Consider the following 21,043-nt stretch of genomic DNA (forward strand, 5'->3'; position numbering starts at 1 on the left):
ACGTCAGTGTTGGTTGACGACCGCCATGTTGTTGAACCCGGCCTGGCTGATTAGCGCGTTGTTGCCCATGCCGCTCTGAACCACCAGAGCCTCGTTTCCAGCACCGTTCTGCGTGACCGTAGCCAGATGGCTTTCGCCGTACTGGGAAATGGTCGTGTCGTGATTGCTGCCAAACTGGTTGACATTGGCCAGGTTGAAAACGCCGTCCTGGACGATATCGACGTCATTGGCAGCGATGCTGCTGGAGCCGGTGATGCGGTTGCCTTCACCGTCCTGTACTGCGGTGAGCCTGTTGAGCAGGCCCGATTGCGTGAAGGCCAGCTCGTTGCCCTTGCCCTGCTGGTCGGCCGTAGCGTTATTGTAGTTGCCGCTTTGGTCAACCGAGGCCATCTGGTTGCGACCGTCCTGATCGATTACCGTCACGTTGCCAAAGCCCTGCTGCTCTGCGGTGGCGGTATTGCCGTTGCCGCGCTGGGCGACGTCAACGTTGTTTTCGTTACCCAGCTGGTAGACGAAGGCGTTCTGGTAGCCGCCGCGCTGATTCACGTTCAGGTTGTTGTTGTCGCCACCGGTGTAGGTGTAAGCCTCATGGCGGGTGCCCGTCTGGCGCACGTATGCCTCGTTGAGATTGCCGACCTGCTCGACTTCGGCGACCGAGCCAGCGCTCCAGTTCTGGACGATCGCGGCGGAGTTCTCGTCGCCTTTTTGATCGATCATGGCGCGGTCGTTGGCGCTGAAAGACTGGTTGATGCTCGCGTCGTTGAGGCCGCCATCCTGATACAGAGCAGACTCGCTGCCATGGGTCACGGCCTGGTAGCTGGAGGCAACGTTGTGGTTGCCCTGTTGCTTGGTAACGGCGTCGGTGTCGTGAGTGCCGGTCTGCTGGCTGTCAGCACTGTTGGCGTGGCCATGCTGGCGCTGTTCGATATCGCTGTTCCAGGTGCCGGTCTGGTTGGCGCTGGCATCGTTGGCGTTGCCGTTCTGCCATTGCACCGCGCTACTGTGCACGGCGAGCGTCTGGTTGATGTTTGCCTGATGGAAGTTGGCGATCTGCGTTTGCAGGGTCGACGACGAGTGCGAGGCGTTCTGCTCGGTCATCGCGTCATTGCCTAAGCCGCTCTGCAGTTGCGTGGCCATGTTCGAACTGCCGCCGTTCTGCTCTACCTGGGCGAGGTTGTCGATGCCGTTCTGGCGTTGTTCGGAGGTGTTATCGACGGCGAACGCCTGGCTGGCGGCGACGGTAAGAAGGGCAGCTACAAGGGGGTTTATCTTGAACATTATTGTCTCTCCATGAATGTTTTCAGCGGTACTTCCTGGTGATGCTCTGCTCAGCGGTACTGGCGTACCACTAGGTTCAGACCCTGGCCATTCTGCGTGACGCGACTACGATGCCCGGTGCCGGTCTGCTCGATCAGCGCGTTGTTGTACGCGCCGTACTGTTCAATACGGGCCTGGTTGCCGGTACCGTCCTGAACAATCAATCCCTGGTTGTGGCTGCCGTGCTGCACGATGAATGCCTCATGCGCATAGCCGCTCTGGAGGATGAAGGCCTCCAGTGCATTGCCGATCTGAGTGATGTCCCCGGTCAGGTTGTCGCCGACCTGGGTGACGAAGGCGAGGTTGCCAGTTGCCCCGCTGGCTTCTGGCTGCGCCAGTGCGATGGTGTGAGCCTGACGGAAGGCGAACTCGTTGGGTGCCAAATCACGTGATGAGGTGATTCCGGCGGCCTGAAGGGCGGGGCAGGTGAGCGCTGCGAAGAGCAGCGGCACCAGCGCGTTGCGGGCAATCCTTTGCACGAGGTCCATCAGTCATCCTTGGTTGAATGGCGATAGGCCATCCTGTCCTAAACCGCGATTCGGCAAATCCATCGAACGGGTGAAACCGTTGCGTTTGTTTCGAGTTTCCCGTTTCGCGGCGCGGACGAAACGGGAAAAGTCACTAGATCTTCGCCGGAATGGTGAGGTATTTCGCCAGTTCCGCCTTGACCTCGGGTGTGTTGTCGGCAGTCTGCCAGAGCCGCCGATCGACACCTTGAGCGATCAGGTGAGCGACTGCCGCTTCGATCGCCGACAACACGCAGAGCTGCGCCGGCTCGTTGGTGGTGTAGCCGGCCTCGGCTTCGAGCAGCTCCTTGAACTCGATGAATTTGTAGACGTTGGCGCTGCGCCCGATCGAATAAATGGTCTTGGTGGTCATCACGTTGGATAGCACCTGACCGCTGCGCACGTCGATGGCGCGTAGATTGACCGTGACCTGATCGACCCGGTATTCCTGCGATACGCCGATGCCCAGGTAGCGGGCGCCCTGCCCACCGCTACGCACGTTGGTTTCGTAGGCGACGATGGCGCCTTCCATGAGAATGTTGGCCGCCAACAGCGACGGCAACTCCGATTGAATGTTCGGCGCCACGTCCGGTTTGGCCTGTGAGGCGCGAATGATCTTGCGCTCGGTCAGTACGTTCTGCAGGCCCTCGCGCTCCAGCACGATGAACCAGCCGCTGGCCTGCATGGCGTCGACCAACATGCTGGCGGCGCCTTGGGTGACGGCAGTGGAAAAGGAGCTGGCCGGGCTTGGCTTGTACTGTCCGGTCTGGTCGCGGAAGCCATACACGGCGGCCACCAACGGCCCCCTTGGGCGCGGCAGTTCGAGCAGATCCTGATAGGTCGAGGTGCGGGGGGTCAGGGTCGGCGTTTCCTGGTCTGCCGACATGGGCTCGCGCACGGAGCAACCCTGTAAAACGGCCATCATCCCGATGGCTACGAATAGGCTTCTCATGGCCTTTTGCTCTCCCTGGTTAGTTTTGCCCGATGACGATTTCGGACACTTCGCCGGTCAATCGGTCGGTGATTTTCACGATCAGGTTGCCGATGTCGTCGTTGACGATATTGACGATGAAATCATCAGTCGTGATCGAACCGGTCTTGCCATCCCTGACGTCACCCAGCAGATCGGAAAGCAGGCGGGATTCGAGCTGGCTGGTGAAACGGTCGAGGGCCGAGGTGCCGTTCAGTGAGGAACGGTCGAGCGCATCCGGGTCCTTGGTGTCGTTCTGGGCCTGGGCATTGCCTAGCAACCAGGCACCGTTCAGCGGGCTGCCGCCAAAAGATGGGTTGACCGGCGTGTAGACCAGTTCGGTAGCAGTAACGCCGGTGCTGAGAAAGAAGCCTGCCAGAAGCATGCCGGTGATTTTTTGTGGTGACCGGTTCATAACTCATCCTTCGCAAGGTCAATGGTGTCTTCGAACAATGCTTCGACTTTCCTACGGTTTATCTCTTGTAGTACGAAATCCGCTGCGTCATAGGCGGTTTGCTCCATGTCGCTGACGTTCGGTTGCAGGAATCGACGGTAGAGCGGCTGGTTGTTCTGTTCGACCCAGACCAGAACGCCCCAGCGCGCCGACGGTCGCTCCTTGACCGCCAGGTTGAAATCCAGCGTGCTGGTGTCGTTCAGGCGCTCGCAGAATTTGCGATAGAACTCCTGGCCGGACCGGGAAATCGTGTTGTTGGTGATAAAGCCCTGGAGCTCGGCCTCGTCGGCATGGGCCTGGATACCGACCAGCAGCATCAGACTCAGGCACGCGGCTTTCATATACCAGCCTCGTTGACGTGCCCCATGACCAGCGATGCGCCCTGTGCGCGGTTGGACGCGCCCAGCTTGCCCAACGCGTTATGAATATGGCTTTTGATGGTGTGCGTGCTCAGATGCAGGCGCTCGGCAATTTCCGAGTTCGAGAGACCTTTGCCAGCGAGTGCGAGGATTTGCTTTTCGCGTACTGACAGCTCGTCGATGCCGCGTGAAACGTGGGTCAATTCACGATAGCGGCCGAGCATTTTTTCCATCAGCGCTCGGGGTAGCCAGTCGCCGCCCTCGAGAATGACGCTGACCCCACGGCTGAAATTGCCGCGGCTGGTGTTCGGGTAGAACACACCTCTGATCCAAGGATGCAGTTCCAGCAAGCGGCGCGCCTGCTCCATCTGGGTGTTTATCAGCGCGGTAGGGGTGTCGCGCAATTGCCGAAGCAGGCGTAGACAATCTGCATCCGAAAAGCTGCCAACGTCGACCAGCGTCAGGTCCACGTCGCCCAGTCCGGGACGAAGCGTAGTGCTGCGCGTCAGCCGCAGCTGAGGGCAGTCGAGCAGATATTGGGGAAGCGAGTTGTCCAACATTTCACAGTTGGACAGCAGAACGAGACGAGCTGGCGAGGCGACGAGCGCCAGACGGGCTTCATCGATCATGGGGCATATCCTTTGCTGAATGGCTACGAGTAGCGCCCGGATTCCTCACCGGGCCTGGCGCTTTGACATTACCGCTGAAAAAATAGTTCAGCCCAGTGACAATAAAAAGTCAAAAGTGAGAGGGAGTGGCGGTTTTCCGACGAAGCGCATGTCGTTCGAGGCTAAATGGAACTGGAAGACACTCATCCGCCGGGCTACATTCATTCTCTTTATCGTGACGGCAAAGGGAGCGGGCATGTCGGACCCAGCGTTCTGGTTGGTTTTTCTCTCGGCCGCTCTGGTGTTGAACCTGTCGCCAGGGCCCGATCTGCTGTTCGTTCTGTCGCGTACGCTGTCCAGCGGGCGACGCGTCGGCGTAGCCTCGGCGTGCGGTGTGTGCAGCGGCGCGCTGGTTCATGTCGCTGCGGCCGCTCTGGGCCTCTCAGCGATTCTGGCGACGTCGGCGCTGGCGTTTGCCGTCGTCAAATATGTCGGCGCCGCTTACCTGTTGTACCTCGGTATCCAGGCGTTGCGCTCTGCCAGCGCCAGCTCGTCGCTCAAGCTCAAGCCCGCCGCGCGGATCACCGCTTGGCAGGCTTATCGCCAGGGCATCCTGGTGGATATCCTGAATCCGAAAGCGGCGATTTTCTTCATGGCGTTCCTGCCACAGTTCGTACGGCCGAATGAAGGCGCGATAGCCCTGCAGTTACTGGTATTGGGCGTACTGGTGGTGCTGGTGGCGATCATTATCGAATGCGCCCTGGTGTTGCTGGCGGCCCGAGCGAGCTCGGCGTTGCGCGGCAACCGCCGTTTGAGCCAATGGCTCGACCGGGTACTCGGCTCGGTGTTGATTGGTCTGGGCATTCGTCTAGGCCTTGCCGAGCGCGCATAAACCAGTGGGGAACGTCCGGCCCGGTATCGGTCTGAATGGTATGCGGTGCGTTTTTCGACAGCGCTGCCACGGCTATCGGAAGGAGCTTTCATGTCCCTGTACAGCAAGAACACCACATCCAACCTGATTCCCTGCCTGCGTTATCGTGATGTCCCCACGGCGCTGGAATGGCTGTGCCGGGTGTTCGATTTCGAGCGCCAGAGTGTGGTCGAGGATGCGCAGGTGGGCATCATTCACGCCCAGCTCAGTTTCGGCAGCGGCATGCTGATGCTGGGCCCGGTGAGCGATTCGCAATACGGTCGTCTGGTCAGGCAGCCGGACGAAGTCGGCGGCGTTTCCACGCAAAGCATCTATGTCGTCGTCAACAGCGCCGACGCCCTTTACACCAAGGCCAAGGCTGCGGGGGCGAAGATCGTGATCGAATTGAAGGACGAAGACTATGGCGGTCGCGGTTTCAGCTGCCGCGACCTAGAAGGACATCTTTGGAACTTCGGTACCTACGATCCGTGGGCGGCACCGGTTGCTGAGCAGGGTGCACGGGAGAACGGCTGATGCGAACCCTGAAACTGGCCGACGGCGGTGTGGTCCCTGTGATCGGTCAGGGCACCTGGCACATGGGCGAGGATCCGGCCGAACGCGGCAACGAGGTGGCCGCGCTGCGCCTCGGCATCGAGCTGGGCATGACGCTCATCGATACCGCGGAGATGTACGGCGAGGGCGGCGCGGAAGAGGTGGTCGGCGAGGCGATCCGCAACCGCCGCGAGCGGGTTTTTCTAGTCAGCAAGGTCTATCCGCACAATGCCAGTCGCAAAGGCGTGCCGGAGGCCTGCGAACGTAGCCTGCGCCGGCTGGGCACCGAATGCATCGACCTGTATCTGCTGCATTGGCGCGGTCAGTACCCGTTGGCGGAAACCGTCGAGGCGTTCGAGCGGCTCAAGGAGCAAGGCAAGATCCGCCGCTGGGGCGTGTCGAACTTCGATCTGGACGACATGCACGAGCTGGCCGCGCCCGCATGTGCGACCAATCAGGTCCTCTACAACCCAGACGAGCGGGGAATCGAATTCGATCTGCTGCCCTGGTGTCAGGCCCAGGGCATGCCCGTCATGGCCTATTGTCCGTTGGGGCAGGGCGGTGCTCTGCTGCGCCATCCGGCTGTCATCGATGTCGCGCGTCGACACGGTGCGCAGCCCGCTCAGGTTGTGCTGGCCTGGGCCTTGCGCCAGCCCGGTGTGCTGGTAATACCCAAATCGGCCAACCCCAGTCACCTACATTCCAACGCCTCGGCCGCTGAGCTGAAATTGACGGCCGAGAACCTGGCCATCCTCGATAGCGCCTTTCCACCACCGGCTCGCCGACAGCCGCTGCAGATGGTTTGACTCTGGTTCCTTCGACGTAGGGAATGTTTGCCTCGCCGTGGCTGTCAGCTATGAACGACAGCAAATTCGGAGGAATGAGCATGAGTGGGTCCAGACTCGAAGGTGCGCTGGTGGTCATAACCGGTGCGTCCAGCGGTATCGGCCGCGCCACTGCGCAGGCTTTCGCCCGCCAGCGAGCCCGCGTGGTGTTGGCCGCGCGTGACGACGAAGCATTGCAGGAGGCGGCCGAAGAATGCCGGGCGCTTGGCGGTGAAGCGCTTGTAGTGCCCACCGACATGACGCTCAGCGACTCCGTGGAGCAGTTAGCCAACGCTGCCGCCGAGTTCGGTCAGGGTCGCATCGATGTCTGGATCAACAACGCCGGCGTCGGCGCGGTCGGTGCGTTTGACGAGACGCCGCTGGATGCTCACGAACAGGTGGTGCAGACCGATCTGATTGGCTACTTGCGGGGCGCGCACGTGGTGTTGCCCTATTTCAAACAGCAGAACGGTGGTGTTCTGATCAATACCCTGTCGGTCGGTAGCTGGGTGCCGCAGCCGTTTGCGGTGGCCTATTCGGCCAGCAAGTTCGGCCTGCGCGGATTTTCCCATGCACTGCGCGGCGAGCTCGCGCAGTGGCCCGGCATTCATGTGTGCGATGTGTATCCCTCGGTGGTCGATACGCCCGGTTTCCGCGACGGCGGCAACTATGCCGGGCGTTCGCTGCAGCCGCCACCTCCACTCTGTGATCCCCGTCAGGTGGCCGACGCGATGGTCAGTCTGGCGCTGCATCCACGTCATACCACCTCGGTCGGCGCGATGGCGACGGTGCTGCGCTTCGCCCACTTCATCGTCCCGGGCTTCGATCGATTGTCGGGCCTATTGACCGGCGGTGCACTGCGTCGCGCAGATCGGGTGGCGCCGTCGTCAGGCAACCTGTTCCATCCCGCCCTGGGCCAACGGCGAGTCGATGGCGGCTGGCGGAGCAACCATTCCCGTCAGCACACCTTGCTGATGATGGGTGGAGTTGCGGCGGGTATGGTCGGGCTGCTGCTGTGCTGTCGCAAGCGCTGATTCGATCCGGCCAATGGCTGGCCTGAGCGGCTGCTGAGGACGAAGGTCAGCGAGACTCGGACAAGCAGTCCAGCGAACTCAGATCCTTGTGCAGATCTCCCAGCTGCGCCTCGAGATGGCGCCGCTGATCGGTGTCGGATAGGGCGTAGAGATCGTTGACAAGGTCGAAGGCCGCCTGCTCGGTGCGGGCGAAGGCGTCTCGATAGTCTGTCGTCCAGAAGGATTCGCGATCTTGCAGTAGCTTCGCGATGCGGTTGTCGAAGCCCTCTTCGTGGCGTTTGGCGAGTGCTTCGCTCAGCGCTTGCTGCCATTGCGCACGGTTGGCCAGCCAGAATCGATTTTGGTCGCCGAGCGTGTGCGCCCAGGCGAGGATGCGCTGCCGTTGCACCGCGTTGACGCTGCCCAACCATTGCTCGACGCGCTCAGTCATGCGCTGCGCGCGTTCGCGGATCTGCTGCTCCAGTGGAGGCTGCAGATACTTCTTCTCACGTTCGCGGCGATCTTTCGCAAAGGCCTCGCTGAGTTCGCTGATCTGCTCGTCATCGAGGTCGCGCAACATTTGCGTCGTGGTCGGGGTGATTTCCACGGCAATGGTTTGAATCGCCTGTTTCGCGCTCTGGTAGTGAGCCCGCAGCCTGGCTTCGTTAATGTCGCCTTGACCGACCTGGTTCTGGAGGCGCTCGATCGCCTCGAGATACGCGGGTAGCTGGGTACGGCAGTGCCAGCTCAGATGGTCGCGCAGCTGGGCCCGCAAGCGCTGCTGCTGGTCGCGATTCATGTCCAGGTAGTCGTTGAGTGACCAGGGAATCAGCAGATGTAGGTTGCGGTAGGCAAGGTTCATGCGGCTGCAGCCGGCCAGGACCACGCAGACGGTGATCAGTAACAACAAGGCCTTACGGCCACACGCCTGACGGATATGCATCGGAGCCCTCGTTTTGCCATCAGCCAAAACGGCGATATCGCTTGTTCAGTAGAACAGCGGAGCGCCGCGGCAGTTCGGACTGACGCAGCAGCGCGGATGCCGGTTGTGACGGGCGGTGAACAGGAGCAGAGGGGCGGTGGCTGCGTCCCGATGGTCGGGTTACGGGCACCGGTTGGCGCAGGGGTCGATTCGCTCGGGTATCGGCGGTGGCGGTTCGACCAGCTCGGAGACCAGCTCCAGAGCCTTGTCGAAGGAAGGGTAGCCGCTTTGCGCGACATCCAGTTCCGAGTAAGCCTGACGGTACTGCTCTGCCTTGGCCGTGTCGCGCTCCTCGAGCAAATAGGGCTCCTGGTAGATCTTGTAAAGCAGCGCGATGGCATGCGGATGGCCTTTGGCTCGCGCTTTTTCGAGCAGGCGCAGCACCTCGGCCGGCTGCGGGCCCTGACGAATCATCAGCAAGGCCTGATAAAACTCGATCTCACCGCGCTCATCAAGACGGGCGCTGCGCTGGAGCAGCGCATCGGCGAGCTCGTAGCCCCCTTCGTCGCCGATGGCGATAAGGATTTTCGCCTGCAACAGATCATTCTGATAGAGCAGCCGCTCCGCGCGGCAGCCGCTGTCGGTCTGATCACAGGGCTGAGAGGCACAGCCACCCAGGGCCAAGAGCAGTCCGATCATCAGTGCATTCTTCATTGCTGCCTTGTTCTCTTGATTATTTAGGTGGGTCAGCGCGTGTTCTGACCTGCAAGTTCCCGTTCTGTTCAGCCTGTTTCAGCTTTCACTGGCGATGGGCTTGAGGCCGTACTCAAACAGGAGGATCTGCCACTCGGGATTGGTCGGCAAGGTGGCGAGGAAGTTGTCTAGGTAGTCGACGACGGCCTTGCCAGGTGCGCCGTTGATGAGCAGGTGTCGCGCGAATTTGTACAACGGGGTGGCCGAAACATATAGATCCCTGAGCTGTTGCTCTTTGCGGTAGTAGAGCAGGGTTGAACGCGGGATCAGCAAGGTGTTGATGCGCCCCGAGAGGAGCTTCTGAATATTTTGCTGGTCTGTCTGAACATCCTGGCGGGTGATCGCACCGCTGGCGATGTCTTCATCCAATTCCGCGTATCGATGCCCCAGCACGCCCCCCAGGACGAGGCCGTGCAGCGACTCGGGGCCTTCGTATTCAAAGGGGGCATCAGGTAGTGAGACGAAATCCTGTTGGTCAATCAGCAAAGGTTGCGACCATTTCCCATTGGCTTTTTGCGCGTCAGTGAAGAAGCTTGGCGTGGCCCAGAGCAGGACGCCGGGGCGCTTTCGGACGAGGTGCACATCCACACGTTTGCGCGGTAATTGCACCAGTTCGAAGCGAAATCGGTTGCGATTGCCTAGATCCTTGTTGAGCAAGTCGACGAATGCGTGCGAAAGGCCCTGAGCGTTGTCGAGGATGAAAGGCGGCGATAAATGATAGGTCCACACTTCGATTCGCTGTTGCGCCCGACAGATCAGGGGCAACAGAACGAACATGAGCACCAGAACGAGTCTCTGCATGGCGAACCTTTACGACGGGGTGGCGAAGCGGTTGGCCAAGGCTCGATGTTGCGACCCGTGGGTGGCTTCTGTCCGTTTCCATTCCACCAGCATAGCTGAGCGGCCAAAAGGCGCGAGCAGCCGGCGCTATACCAGACGGGCTGCTTGCTAGAAGCGCTCGTGCTCGCCGAGAAAGCGCCATTCGCCGATCGGGAGCTTAGCCATCGACAGGCGCCCGATGCGGATGCGCTTGCAACTGAGCATTTGCACGCCGATGGCTTCGCACAGCTGGCGCAAATCGCCGGCTTGCGGTGCCTTGAGCACGATGCGCAGGCGAGTCTCGTTCTGCCAGCTGGCCTTGGCTTTGGGCAGGACCCTGCCGCGATGGCCAATGCCTTTGGCCAGCAGCGCCAGGCCGCCTTCCTCGGGTTCGCCGGCCACTTCGACGATGTACTCCTGCTCCAGCCTGTCCCGGGGATCGGCCAGCTTGCGGATCACTTCGCGCTGCTGACTGAACACGACCAGTCCACTGGCATCCGGCTCGAGCGCTAGCAAGGCGGTCTGACGAGCAAGATGACGGTCGCGCGGCAAGAAACGTGCATCGTCGCCAGACCAGTGACTGGCCTTGGCGAGCTGCACCTGGGCACTGGCGGGGTCCGTGGCGGTGGGTTGGCCGGCTGGCTTGTGCAGCAGCAACGTGACCGGCGGCACTTCGGCCGCGACCGCGCCGGGCAGGAGCTCGATCTGCTGGTCGTCGACCTTGAAATAGGGGGCTTCGATGATTTGACCATCGACGCTGACCCAGCCGCCCTCGATATACAGCTCGGCCTCGCGCCGGGAACAGCCCAGTTGCTCGGCGAGGCGTTTGGACAAGCGTACAGGGTCGGTCATGGATATCTCGGATGTCGCGGTGGGAAACCTAGCGAGCCACTGCGGTACGGCAATGACAGCGGAAGCTCGCTTGTCGGTCAGGTGTTGCGGGTTGCTGCTTGGCTTTTTATTTCTTGCTGATGGTGATTTGCCGCGATGGGCCTTGGGTCTGGCCGCTGACGCCGTTGGGGATCTTCTGAACTTCGCCACCGGCCTTCAGGAAGGCGGCCATCTGAGCGGCCAAAGACTGGCTGGTTTCGCTGGCGGGTTCGGGCTTGCGTTTGGCGGATGTAGTCTTGGAGGCCATCGTCATCTGGTTCCTTTGGTCAGTCGAACCGGACATTATACAGATCTGGCTAATTTTTGTTCGATTTTCATGGGTACCAATTGGCTGAAGCGTTTTTCTTCGTCCATGGTCTTCATTGAATGATTGCCGTCACGTTCGGAGAGTTAACCATGTTGCGCTATATCCGCATCGGCCTTGCAGGCTGTTTCGTCTTGACCTGTTCCATGCCAATTCTCGCTGAAATGGAATATTTCGACAGCGAGCGAGGCCGCGTCACGGTGGAAACCGTCGCCAGTGATCTGGAGCACCCCTGGGCCGTGGCTTTTCTTCCGGACGGCAAAGGCATGTTGGTCACCGAGCGGCCTGGCAGGCTACGCGTCATCGAGCGTGACGGGCGGTTATCCGAGCCGCTCGCTGGCGTGCCGGACGTCTATGCGCGCGGGCAGGGTGGGTTGCTGGACGTGCGCTTGTCTCCCGATTTTCGGCAGGATCGGCTGGTCTATCTCAGCTATGCCGAGGCGGGAGAGAACGGTAAAGCCGGCACGACCGTGGGGCGCGGCCGGTTGACAGATGATCTGAACGCCTTGGAAGGCTTCACCGTGATCTTCCGGCAGCAGCCGAAGCTGTCCACAGGTATTCATTTCGGCTCACGGCTGGTTTTCGATGATGAGGGCCATCTTTTCATCGCGCTGGGTGAAAACAACCAGCGGCCCACCGCCCAGGATCTCGACAAGCTTCAGGGCAAGCTGGTGCGGATCTACCCCGACGGCAAGGTTCCGGACGATAACCCCTTCGTGACCACCCAGGACGCTCGTCCGGAGATCTGGTCCTACGGCCATCGCAATCAGCAGGGCGCCGCGATCAACCCCTGGACGGGTGAGCTCTGGACTCACGAACACGGTCCACGCGGTGGCGATGAGATCAACATTCCAAAGCCAGGGCTCAACTATGGTTGGCCGCTGGCGACCTACGGCATCAACTACGGCGGCCAACCGATTCCCGAAGCCAAGGGGGAGAAAGCGGCGGGGACCGAGCCACCGCATCACGTATGGAAACGCTCGCCGGCAATCAGCGGCATGGCGTTCTACGATGCGCAACGCTTCCCCGAATGGCAGCGCAACCTGTTCATCGGCGCGCTGGTGGACCAGTCGCTGATCCGTTTGCAACTCGATGGCGACAAGGTCACCCACGACGAGCGATTGCTGAAGGACATGGGTGCACGAATACGTGATGTCCGCTTGGGCCCTGATGGCTTTCTATACCTGCTGACCGACTCGCCAAGCGGAAAACTCTTACGGGTCGGGCTGAGCGCGAAGTGAAACGGATGCCCTGATTCGGTTTTGCCAGGGAGCGTTCTCGCCGACCGCCGGTCCACTGTAGTGCCGGACGATTCCGGATCGCCGGCTGCATCTCCAGGCCTGACACACGGATAGGAGGAAAGAGTGGCGGTCGTCATCAGTGCTGTCTTGTGCATCATTCTGGGCTTGGTGCTCGCCGTTGGTGGTTGGAAAATCATCACGCTTGGCGGGACCTGGTATTTCGCGGTGCTTGCGGTGGGCTTTTTGCTGACCGGCATGTTGCTGCTGGCTAGACGTCGTGCGGCGTTGTGGATCTACGCGCTGGTGATGTTTGGCGCCTTGGGTTGGGCGCTCTACGAGGTGGGCTTCGACTGGTGGCAGCTGGCGCCACGCGGCAGCATCGTCGCGCCGCTGGGTTTGTGGTTGTTGATGCCTTGGGTCGCCCAGAGATTGGGTTGGCAGCATTTCGGTGCGCGAGCCTGGGGTGGCAGTGCGCTGCCGCTGATGTTAGCGGTTCTGCTCTGGGGCGCCGCAGCGGTACAAGCGATCTCCAGCGACAGCCACGACATCAGGGGCATGCTGCCGCAACCGCTGGCGGCAGCACCTGCCGGCGAGGGCCCCGCTGTCGCCGACGGTGAATGGCATGCCTACGGCCGTACCCAGCATGGCAAGCGTTATTCCCCGCTGGCGCAGCTAACGCCGAGCAATGTCGATCGGCTGGAGAAGATCTGGGAGTTCAATACCGGCGATCGTCGCCGCCCCAGCGATCCGGAGGAAACCACCTATGAAGTCACCCCGCTGAAGATCGATGACAGTCTATATATCTGCACGCCGCATAATTTCGTCATCGCTCTGGACGCCGACACCGGGCAGGAGCGTTGGCGCTTCGATCCACAGGTCCCGGACTCGGTCAATCGTCAGCATCTCACCTGTCGTGGGCTGTCCTATCACATCAGTGATGCGCCCGCTGGCGAGCAGGCCTGTCGGCAGCGGCTGTTCATGCCGACCGCAGACGCACGGCTGATCGCGCTGGATGCCAAAACAGGCCAGGTATGCCCGGAATTCGGTCGCAATGGCGCGGTGAATCTATGGGCGAACATGCCGAACGTGAAAGAGGGCTTTTATTACTCCACCTCGCCGCCGGTGGTCGCCAACGGTCTGGTGATCATCGGCGGCGCGGTCAACGACAACGTTTCGACCACCGAACCGTCCGGTGTGGTACGTGCCTACGATGCCATTACGGGCGAGCTGAAGTGGAACTGGGACCCGGGTAATCCGCAACAGACCCAGCCGATCGCCGAGGGCGAAACCTACAGCGAAAGCACACCGAACAGCTGGAGCATTTCCAGCGCCGACGAGGCGTTGGGGTTGGTCTACGTGCCGCTGGGCAATCAGGTGCCGGACCAGTGGGGTGGCAATCGTAGCGAGAACAGCGAGCGTTTCTCCTCCTCGATCGTTGCCCTCGATCTCGATACCGGCGAGCTGCGCTGGGTATTCCAGACGGTGCATCACGATCTCTGGGACATGGACGTACCGGCGCAACCGAGTCTGGTCGATATCGATACGGACAGTGGACCGGTCCCGGCGCTGGTCGCACCGACCAAGCAGGGCGACATCTATGTGCTGGATCGCCGCACCGGTGAACCGATTCTACCGGTCCGTGAAGTGCCTGCGCCGCAGGGCGCCGCCGAAGGGGACTGGGCCGCTCCGACCCAGCCGGTGTCGGCGCTGTCCTACGAGCCGCCCGTGCTGCAGGGCAAGGATCTCTGGGGGGCCACCTTCATCGATCAGATGATGTGTCATATCCAGTTCCACTCGCTGCGCTACGAGGGCCGCTATACGCCGCCATCGACCCAGGGCACCTTGGTGCATCCGGGTAACTTCGGCGTCTTCAACTGGGGTGGCGTAGCGGTCGATCCGGTTAGACAGATGGTGTTCAGTACGCCGGCCTATCTGCCGTTCACCTCGACCTTGATTCCCCGTGAGAACGACCGCAAGACCTATGTTTCCGATAGTGAGCCGCATCTCAACGAGAATTTCGGCGCGCCCTTCGCGGTTGAGCTCAAACCCTTCGTTTCGCCGATCGGCCTGCCTTGCATCGCGCCGCCTTGGGGGTATGTCGCCGGCGCTGATCTGCGCACCGGCAAGACCCACTGGATGCGCAAGAACGGCACCGTGCGGGATCGGGCGCCTATTCCCCTACCGTTCAAGATGGGTGTGCCAAGTCTCGGCGGACCGATGCTCACGGCCGGTGGGGTGGCGTTCCTGAGCGGCACGCTGGATTACTACCTGCGCGCCTATGACGTCACCACCGGCAAGGAGCTGGGCAAGTGGCGGTTGCCAGCAGGCGGACAGGCAACGCCAATGACCTATCTGAGTCGCTCAGGCCGGCAGATGGTGGTAGTGGTCGCTGGCGGCCATGGCTCCCTCGGGACCAAGGCCGGTGACTCGGTCATAGCCTATGCCTTGCCACGATAGCCGGTGTGGCGAATCTGGTCAGAGCGGGGCCCGATCAGCACCCGGTGGCTGGGCCTCGCTTGTCATTCACGGGGCGATTCGGCAGGCCGTCGTGGCGCGCTCGCATCCTGCGGCCTGTTAGAATCGCCGCCTTCGACTCACAGGATTGTTCACCATGGCTGCAATCGGGCGCTTCAACAGCATGCAGATCGTCAAGCACACCGGTTTCGGCCTGTACCTGGACGGCGGGCCGGACGGCGAGATTCTGTTGCCCAATCGTTACATTCCCAAGAACGTCCCGACCGAAGTCGATGATTGGCTGAACGTGTTCATCTACCTCGACAGCGAAGACAAGCTCATCGCGACCACTGAGAAGCCCAAGGTCCAGGTGGGTGAGTTCGCCAGCCTCAAGGTCGTCGAGATCAATCGGGTCGGGCTGTTCCTCGATTGGGGACTGCCCAAGGACCTGCTGCTGCCGCATTCCGAGGAAAAGCGTCCGCTGAAAGAGGGCGATTATTGCGTCGTTCACGTCTATCTCGACAAGCACACCAAACGCATCACGGCCACCGCGCGACTGGACCGCTATCTCGACAAGACGCCGCCGCGCTACAGCGTTGGCGAGGCAGTGGATCTGCTGGTGGTGGAGCCGACCGATCTGGGTTACAAGGCGATCATCAACGGCAAGCACTGGGGCCTGATCCACAAGAACGAAGCCTTCAAGTTTCTGCGCGGCGGCATGCGCGAGAAGGGCTATATAAAGGAAGTCCGCGCGGACGGCAAAATCAGCCTGAGCCTCCAGCCGGTGGGCAGTGAAGCCGGTGACGCCTTGCAGGCGCTGATTCTGCAAAAGCTTCAGGAAAATCAGGGCAGCCTGCCGGTCAGCGACAAAACGGCGGCCGACGAGATTGCTCGGTTGTTCGGCGTCAGCAAGGGCAATTTCAAGAAGGCCATCGGTGGTCTCTACAAGCAGGGCCGAATCGTCATCCACCCTGATCGGATCGAGCGCGCCTGATTCTGTTGATCTGGCCGCCGCTTGGTCACTCCATTCTCCTCGCGATGTCTGTAAGCCCGACCGCATACAAGCGGTCCGGTTTTCTGCTGCTGGTCTCGCCAGTCGCGCCTCAACGGACCTCGTGAAACCCTCGAGTTAGACGGCATTCCGGCCAAGTCTCGTCCGGCACGGCTTCTTGGTGCGACCGCTTGTCCCGTCTAAGTGTTGCCGGGTGTAACAAAGCGGAACTCCCTTGGAGCGAATCATGTCCAGAAAGGGCGTCTGGTGATCCAGAGGCTTGTGGGGGATCGCCGATGGTTCCTCAGCGGATGTTTAGCGCGCTCGGAGACGCTGTGGATAGACATACCGAAACGCCGGCGAAGGCCTGGTATCTGCTGCAGTGCAAGCCGCGCCAGGACGGGCGGGCTCAGGAGCATCTCATGCGCCAGGGCTTCGAATGCTTCGCACCGGTATTCACGGTGCAAGCGATCTGCGCCGGCAAGCTGCGCGAGCAGCAACAGCCATTGTTCCCCGGGTACGTGTTCATTCGCATGGGCGCCGAAGACAGCTGGCTATCGCTACGCTCCACGCGGGGCGTCAATCGCGTCGTCGCGTTCTGTGGTCAGCCTTGTCAGGTGCAGGACGCCATTGTCGATCACCTCCGGCAACGCTGTGCAGCGATAGGCCCCAGGCCTGCGTTGGTGCCTGGTGATCGAGTGCAGGTCAACGTCGGTGGGTTTGCCGAAATGGAAGCCATCTTCCTTTCCATGGAAGGCGAGGAGCGGGTGATGCTGTTGTTGAACGTGCTCAATCGCCAGCAGCGGATCCAGGTAAGTCTGGCGAGCGTTCAGCCCGTCCCGCGGCGCGCGGTTTCGTCGCTCTAATAAAAAACAAAACACCGAAATTTTTGTTTCGCCTGCCGTTGGATTCGCTGGTCGAGGCGGCCTGCGGCTGTGGTTGTGGCTGCTGGCAAACTGCTACAGGGACTCCAGCCCTGGGGCGGTAGCGTGCCTGAATCCAGCTTCGAACCGGCTTCAGGGTGTGCTGGGAAAGGCCTGGATGGAGGCGCCGCTCATCGATTCTGCAACTGTCCGGGATATTTGCGGTCTGTTGCGTGTCTATGCCTGCTCACATAAGCCAGCGTCGTGGCCGGAGTCGGTATGAACAACAATTTATCTCCGAGAAGGGATTCCATATGAGGAACATCACGCTTCCAGGTGTATCGCTACTGTGCCTTGTCGCTACCGATAGCTGGGCGGTCAACGAGCCGCAAGATATACGCATTGGCGGCTTCGAGTTCACCCCGACCCTGATTGTCCGTGAGAGCTACGACGACAACTATCGCGGGCTGTCAGACAACGAGCAGGCGTCCTGGGTGACTGGAATCAATCCGACTTTTTTGCTGGGGACGGGAAACCGCAACAGCGAATATGAACTCGAGTACTCCCTGAACCACGACATCTTTCATTCGGATTCGGAAGCCAGCAATACCGACCACCATCTAAAGCTCAGAAGCGTCATGGAGTTCACCTCCCGCCATCGTCTGAGCTGGGGGCTGGCCTATCACAAGGTAGAGGAGACCGCCGATACCGAAGACGCGACCGAGAACGACAAGTACAGCCGGGCCATCGCTCGCGCGGCTTATCGCTTCGGCGCCCGGACGGCGCGCAATCAGCTCGAGTTCGGGACCAACTACGAGCAGCTTCGTTACCACAACAGCGGCAACATCAACGCATCCGAAGAACGCGACAGCCTGATGTTCAACTCCATCTGGTTCCATCGCCTGGGCGCCAGCACGCGCTCGCTGGTCGAGGTTCGGCACACCGATCATGACTACAAACTCGCCAGTGCGCTGCGTGACAGCACCAACATCGCGCTGCTTGGTGGCGCGACCTGGGATGCCACTTCCAAGACCTCCGGTAGCTTCAAGCTCGGCGCCGAGCGCAAGGATTTCGACAGTGATCAGCGCGAGGATTTCACCAGTCCGATGTGGGAAGCCGGCGTCACCTGGAAGCCGCGCACCTATTCGGTATTCAACCTGACCTCACGGCGCGCCTTCGATGAAGGAGATGACGGGGCCAGCACCATCAACGACTGGACCACCCTGGCGACCTGGGAACACGAGTGGACCTCGCGTATCGCGACCGAAATGAAGTACCGCTTCTCCGATCGTGACTACGAAGGGATCGGTCGAAATGATGAACGAACGTCTTACGGTGCCGGCGTGATCTGGTCACCGGATCGCTGGGTCGATGTGACCCTGTCCTATCTCAGAACGGAAAACGACTCCAACCTGAGCTCGGAAACCTACGACCGAAACGTTTACCTGTTGAGCTTCGACCTGAGCCTTTGAGGCCGGGAAGGACGTTAACCAGTGCCTAAGGAGGAGCCGATCATGCGCATCCCGAACATGTATAAATTCTTTTCCGTCCTGTTGCTGCTGGTGTTCAGCGCCGCAGCCAGCGCCGCCCAATATCAGCTGGGCTCAGGCGATGTGATTCGTATCAGCGTTCACGGAGAGCCGGACCTTTCTTTCGAAGAAATACGCCTGACCGATGCCGGCACCTTCACCTTTCCCTTCATCGGTGAAGTCGACGCCAACGGCAAGACGCCGAGTGACGTGCGCAGCCTGTTGGTGGAAAAACTCAAGGACGGCTACCTGATCGACCCGCGTGTCTCGGTATCGGTGGTCAACTACCGCGAGTTCTATATCGCCGGCGAGGTCAAGCTTCCCGGCGGTTATCCCTACCAGCCCGGCCTTACGCTGGATCGGGCGATCGCGCTGGCCGGCGGCCTTACCGAGCGCGCCTCGACCAAACGCATGACCATTGTGCGGGGGTCCGAAGGCAGCCGCGCTGAAGAGAAAGCCACCATGGACACCCTGGTTCGCCCCGGCGATACGATCAACATCGACGAAGGATTCTTCTGATGAATAGCCCAGTTCGCCCGGATCGACCGTGGCAGCGTCCCGTAGGGCCTGCAGCCGATAGCGACTTCATAGACCTGAAGAAAATCTGGCATGCGATCTGGTCGCGTAAATGGGGCATTGTCCTGTTGGTGGCCATCGTCGCGTTGCTGACGTTTTTCCTCCTCTCGCGGGTGACCCCGATCTACAAGGCCGTCACTTCGGTACTCATCGAGACGAAAGGCACGCCGGTGTTGTCGTTCCAGCCGGCGGCCGATACGCCGGTTGAACTCAGTGAGTATTTGCAGACCCAGCTGAGCCTGATGCAGAGCCGTGGCGTTGCCGAGCGTGTGGTTCGGGACCTGAACCTGACCGAGCATCCCGAGTTCGACCTGCGTCAGCAGCCTGGGCCGCTGGTGGATTTCTCGGGCATCGTCGATGCGCTGACAGGCGAAGAGCCTGAGCCGCTCACCGAGGCCCAGATCATCGATTACGCGACCCAGACCTTCATGGATCGCACGACTGTGTGGGTCGAAGGCAAGAGCCAGTTGGTCTATCTATCCATTGCGATGGCCGACCGTCTGACCGCTGCGCAAGCGACCAATCAATTGGCGCAGGCATACATCGAAGCGCAACTGGAGGCCAAGGTCGACATGTCGATGACGGCTGCCAGCTGGATGAATGAGCGCTTGGTTTCCCTGCGTCAGAAGCTTCAGGATTCGGAAGACCGTCTCCAGGCCTACCTGGACGCTGAAGGGCTGGTCGATCTGGACGGTGTCGGTACCATCAGTGCGAACGAGCTTTCATTGACTGGCGACCGCATGATCGATGCCCGCCGTCAGCGCGCCGAAGCCGAGAGCCAGTACCGTCAAGTCGAGTCCATGCGCAGCCAGGGCTGGGAGCGTCTGGCCAGTGTGCCTGCCGTGCTTGGCCATCCGCTGATCCAGCAGTTCAAAGCTGACCAGGCGCATGCCCGTTCGCGTGTGGAAGATCTTTCGCGTCGCTATGGGGATCGCCATCCGGCGATGGCTTCGGCACGCTCGGATCTCAACGCCGCCACTGCGAGCCTCAAGCAACAGGTTGAGCAGGTAGTGGCGAGCATCGAGCGTAACTATCAGTTGGCTGTGGCCAACGAGAATTCGCTGCGTGCCTCGTTCGACGAGAACAAGGGCCGAATCCAGGACATTTCCCGCAAGGAATTCAAGGTGCGTGACCTGCAGCGCCAGGTCGAAAGCGACCGCGCGTTGTACGACACCTTCATGACCCGTCTGCAGGAAACCACCGCGACCTCGGATCTGAGCTCGACCAACGCTCGCATCGTCGATGCGGCCATCCCGCCGACCGAGCCCAGTGCACCGAACAAGAAGCTGATCATGGTCGTGGCATTGTTCCTGGCGCTGGTGGTGGGAATCGCGCAGGCGATCATTCGGGAAATCCTCGACAACACCTTCAAGAGCTCCGAAGAGGTCGAGACCAAGCTGGGCCTGCCGGTCATGGGCATTGTTCCGCAAGTGCCACGCAAGATGCGCAAGGAGGTCAGCCATCTGTTCGAGCGCAGCAGCGACAAGCGCTTCTGCGAGGCCGTGCGGACCATTCGTACCAACCTGCTGCTGAGCGAGGCTAACCAGCCGCGTCAGGTATTGGTAGTGACGTCTACGGCGCCGGACGAGGGCAAGAGCTCGGTTTCGGCCAACCTGGCGTTCGCCATGGGGCAGTTGCATCGCGTGCTGCTGATCGATGCTGACCTGCGCCGCGCGACGCTCGACAAGGCATTCGACTTCAAGCCGGGTACGCCGGGCTTGGTCAACCTCATCGGCGGCAATGCCAAGCTCGAGGAGTGCATCCATTCCGTCGGCAATGTCGACATGATCGCGGCCGGGTCGGTGCCGTCCAACCCGCTGGAACTGCTATCTTCGCCACGCTTCGCCAAGTTGCTTGAAGTGGTCAAGGGTCGCTACGACCGCATCATCATCGACTCGCCGCCGAGCCAGGCGGTGAGCGATGCGGCCGTCCTGTCGACCTTGGCCGACGCGGTGATCTACGTCGTCAAATCCGACAGCACCCTGATCCCGCACGTGCAGAAGGGCGTTAGCCAGCTGCAGAACAGTAACGCGCCGATCACGGGCGTGGTGCTCAATCATGTCGATATCGAGAAAGCCAAGAAGAACGGTCAGTTCCGTGGCTACTACGACCATTACGGATACAGCGAGCAGACGGTCTAAAGCCAGTTCGCGCCATCCGTCACCGAGTCAGGTTCCGCTAGCGGTG

Annotated in this window: 22 protein-coding genes; 11 read left to right on the forward strand and 11 right to left on the reverse strand. The window is 60.8% G+C overall.

The genetic code is table 11. The features are described 5' to 3' along the window. Positions 1-3: 3 nt before the first annotated feature. The 6 genes from ACL0K2_RS19270 to ACL0K2_RS19295 form a co-directional block, all read right to left on the reverse strand. On the reverse strand, positions 4-1,278 hold the full coding sequence (locus ACL0K2_RS19270) for a hypothetical protein (RefSeq protein WP_413043241.1): 1,275 nt from the start codon (positions 1,276-1,278) through the stop codon (positions 4-6). 50 nt (positions 1,279-1,328) lie between these two features. Continuing rightward, complete coding sequence (locus ACL0K2_RS19275; RefSeq protein WP_239610749.1) at positions 1,329-1,805, reverse strand: curli production assembly protein CsgB; 477 nt, start codon at positions 1,803-1,805, stop codon at positions 1,329-1,331. Between the two features lie 133 nt (positions 1,806-1,938). Continuing rightward, positions 1,939-2,775 carry a CsgG/HfaB family protein gene (locus ACL0K2_RS19280; protein ID WP_080890562.1) on the reverse strand — a complete coding sequence of 279 codons (837 nt, stop codon included), beginning with the start codon at positions 2,773-2,775 and terminating at the stop codon, positions 1,939-1,941. Positions 2,776-2,794: 19 nt separating this feature from the next. Continuing rightward, positions 2,795-3,208 carry a curli assembly protein CsgF gene (locus tag ACL0K2_RS19285; RefSeq protein ID WP_045161205.1) on the reverse strand — a complete coding sequence of 138 codons (414 nt, stop codon included), beginning with the start codon at positions 3,206-3,208 and terminating at the stop codon, positions 2,795-2,797. Continuing rightward, on the reverse strand, positions 3,205-3,588 hold the full coding sequence (csgE, locus tag ACL0K2_RS19290) for a curli production assembly/transport protein CsgE (protein WP_045161207.1): 384 nt from the start codon (positions 3,586-3,588) through the stop codon (positions 3,205-3,207). The genes ACL0K2_RS19285 and csgE overlap by 4 nt, the downstream gene beginning before the upstream one ends. Next, the gene (locus tag ACL0K2_RS19295) at positions 3,585-4,235 is read right to left on the reverse strand and encodes a response regulator transcription factor (protein WP_045161209.1); all 651 of its coding nucleotides are present in this window, start codon (positions 4,233-4,235) and stop codon (positions 3,585-3,587) included. The genes csgE and ACL0K2_RS19295 overlap by 4 nt, the downstream gene beginning before the upstream one ends. A 235-nt stretch (positions 4,236-4,470) precedes the next feature. On the opposite strand from ACL0K2_RS19295, the gene ACL0K2_RS19300 reads away from it, so the two are divergent. The 4 genes from ACL0K2_RS19300 (at position 4,471) to ACL0K2_RS19315 (ending at position 7,534) form a co-directional block, all read left to right on the forward strand. Beyond that, positions 4,471-5,106: a LysE family translocator gene (locus ACL0K2_RS19300; RefSeq protein WP_045161210.1), complete on the forward strand. Its 636-nt coding sequence runs from the start codon at positions 4,471-4,473 to the stop codon at positions 5,104-5,106. Between the two features lie 90 nt (positions 5,107-5,196). Continuing rightward, complete coding sequence (locus ACL0K2_RS19305; protein WP_045161211.1) at positions 5,197-5,658, forward strand: VOC family protein; 462 nt, start codon at positions 5,197-5,199, stop codon at positions 5,656-5,658. After that, positions 5,658-6,482, forward strand: a complete 825-nt coding sequence (locus ACL0K2_RS19310) for an aldo/keto reductase (protein ID WP_045161212.1) — start codon at positions 5,658-5,660, stop codon at positions 6,480-6,482. The genes ACL0K2_RS19305 and ACL0K2_RS19310 overlap by 1 nt, the downstream gene beginning before the upstream one ends. A gap of 80 nt (positions 6,483-6,562) precedes the next feature. Next, the gene (locus ACL0K2_RS19315) at positions 6,563-7,534 is read left to right on the forward strand and encodes an SDR family oxidoreductase (protein WP_045161318.1); all 972 of its coding nucleotides are present in this window, start codon (positions 6,563-6,565) and stop codon (positions 7,532-7,534) included. Positions 7,535-7,580: 46 nt separating this feature from the next. On the opposite strand, the gene ACL0K2_RS19320 is transcribed toward ACL0K2_RS19315, so the two are convergent. The 5 genes from ACL0K2_RS19320 to ACL0K2_RS19340 all read right to left on the reverse strand — a co-directional run bounded on the left by ACL0K2_RS19320 (position 7,581) and on the right by ACL0K2_RS19340 (position 11,145). Continuing rightward, positions 7,581-8,456, reverse strand: coding sequence for a DUF6279 family lipoprotein (locus tag ACL0K2_RS19320; protein ID WP_045161214.1), 876 nt, complete (start codon positions 8,454-8,456; stop codon positions 7,581-7,583). A gap of 159 nt (positions 8,457-8,615) precedes the next feature. Continuing rightward, complete coding sequence (locus ACL0K2_RS19325; RefSeq protein ID WP_045161216.1) at positions 8,616-9,149, reverse strand: hypothetical protein; 534 nt, start codon at positions 9,147-9,149, stop codon at positions 8,616-8,618. A gap of 78 nt (positions 9,150-9,227) precedes the next feature. Next, positions 9,228-9,965, reverse strand: a complete 738-nt coding sequence (locus tag ACL0K2_RS19330) for a substrate-binding periplasmic protein (RefSeq protein WP_230623577.1) — start codon at positions 9,963-9,965, stop codon at positions 9,228-9,230. Between the two features lie 171 nt (positions 9,966-10,136). Beyond that, a complete protein-coding gene (locus ACL0K2_RS19335; protein ID WP_045161218.1) occupies positions 10,137-10,859 on the reverse strand; it encodes an RNA pseudouridine synthase in 723 nt (240 codons plus the stop codon). A 106-nt stretch (positions 10,860-10,965) separates the two neighbouring features. After that, positions 10,966-11,145: a hypothetical protein gene (locus tag ACL0K2_RS19340; protein ID WP_025240851.1), complete on the reverse strand. Its 180-nt coding sequence runs from the start codon at positions 11,143-11,145 to the stop codon at positions 10,966-10,968. 149 nt (positions 11,146-11,294) lie between these two features. Here ACL0K2_RS19340 and ACL0K2_RS19345 point away from each other — a divergent pair, with 149 nt between their 5' ends. The 7 genes from ACL0K2_RS19345 to ACL0K2_RS19375 all read left to right on the forward strand — a co-directional run bounded on the left by ACL0K2_RS19345 (position 11,295) and on the right by ACL0K2_RS19375 (position 20,997). Beyond that, positions 11,295-12,443: a PQQ-dependent sugar dehydrogenase gene (locus tag ACL0K2_RS19345; RefSeq protein WP_275589471.1), complete on the forward strand. Its 1,149-nt coding sequence runs from the start codon at positions 11,295-11,297 to the stop codon at positions 12,441-12,443. Positions 12,444-12,566: 123 nt separating this feature from the next. Next, on the forward strand, positions 12,567-14,900 hold the full coding sequence (locus ACL0K2_RS19350) for a glucose/quinate/shikimate family membrane-bound PQQ-dependent dehydrogenase (protein ID WP_413043242.1): 2,334 nt from the start codon (positions 12,567-12,569) through the stop codon (positions 14,898-14,900). A 154-nt stretch (positions 14,901-15,054) separates the two neighbouring features. Then, on the forward strand, positions 15,055-15,891 hold the full coding sequence (locus ACL0K2_RS19355) for a S1 RNA-binding domain-containing protein (RefSeq protein ID WP_045161221.1): 837 nt from the start codon (positions 15,055-15,057) through the stop codon (positions 15,889-15,891). A 332-nt stretch (positions 15,892-16,223) separates the two neighbouring features. Continuing rightward, a complete protein-coding gene (gene rfaH / locus ACL0K2_RS19360; RefSeq protein WP_413043243.1) occupies positions 16,224-16,754 on the forward strand; it encodes a transcription/translation regulatory transformer protein RfaH in 531 nt (176 codons plus the stop codon). 311 nt (positions 16,755-17,065) lie between these two features. After that, positions 17,066-18,223 carry an outer membrane beta-barrel protein gene (locus tag ACL0K2_RS19365; protein WP_045161223.1) on the forward strand — a complete coding sequence of 386 codons (1,158 nt, stop codon included), beginning with the start codon at positions 17,066-17,068 and terminating at the stop codon, positions 18,221-18,223. Between the two features lie 42 nt (positions 18,224-18,265). After that, on the forward strand, positions 18,266-18,799 hold the full coding sequence (locus ACL0K2_RS19370) for a polysaccharide biosynthesis/export family protein (protein WP_045161224.1): 534 nt from the start codon (positions 18,266-18,268) through the stop codon (positions 18,797-18,799). After that, positions 18,799-20,997, forward strand: a complete 2,199-nt coding sequence (locus ACL0K2_RS19375) for a GumC family protein (protein ID WP_045161225.1) — start codon at positions 18,799-18,801, stop codon at positions 20,995-20,997. Before ACL0K2_RS19370 ends, ACL0K2_RS19375 begins: the two co-directional genes overlap by 1 nt. Positions 20,998-21,043: the final 46 nt, after the last annotated feature.

Source organism: Pseudomonas sp. YJ42, from assembly GCF_047225135.1.
GTDB lineage: Bacteria > Pseudomonadota > Gammaproteobacteria > Pseudomonadales > Pseudomonadaceae > Stutzerimonas > Stutzerimonas stutzeri_E.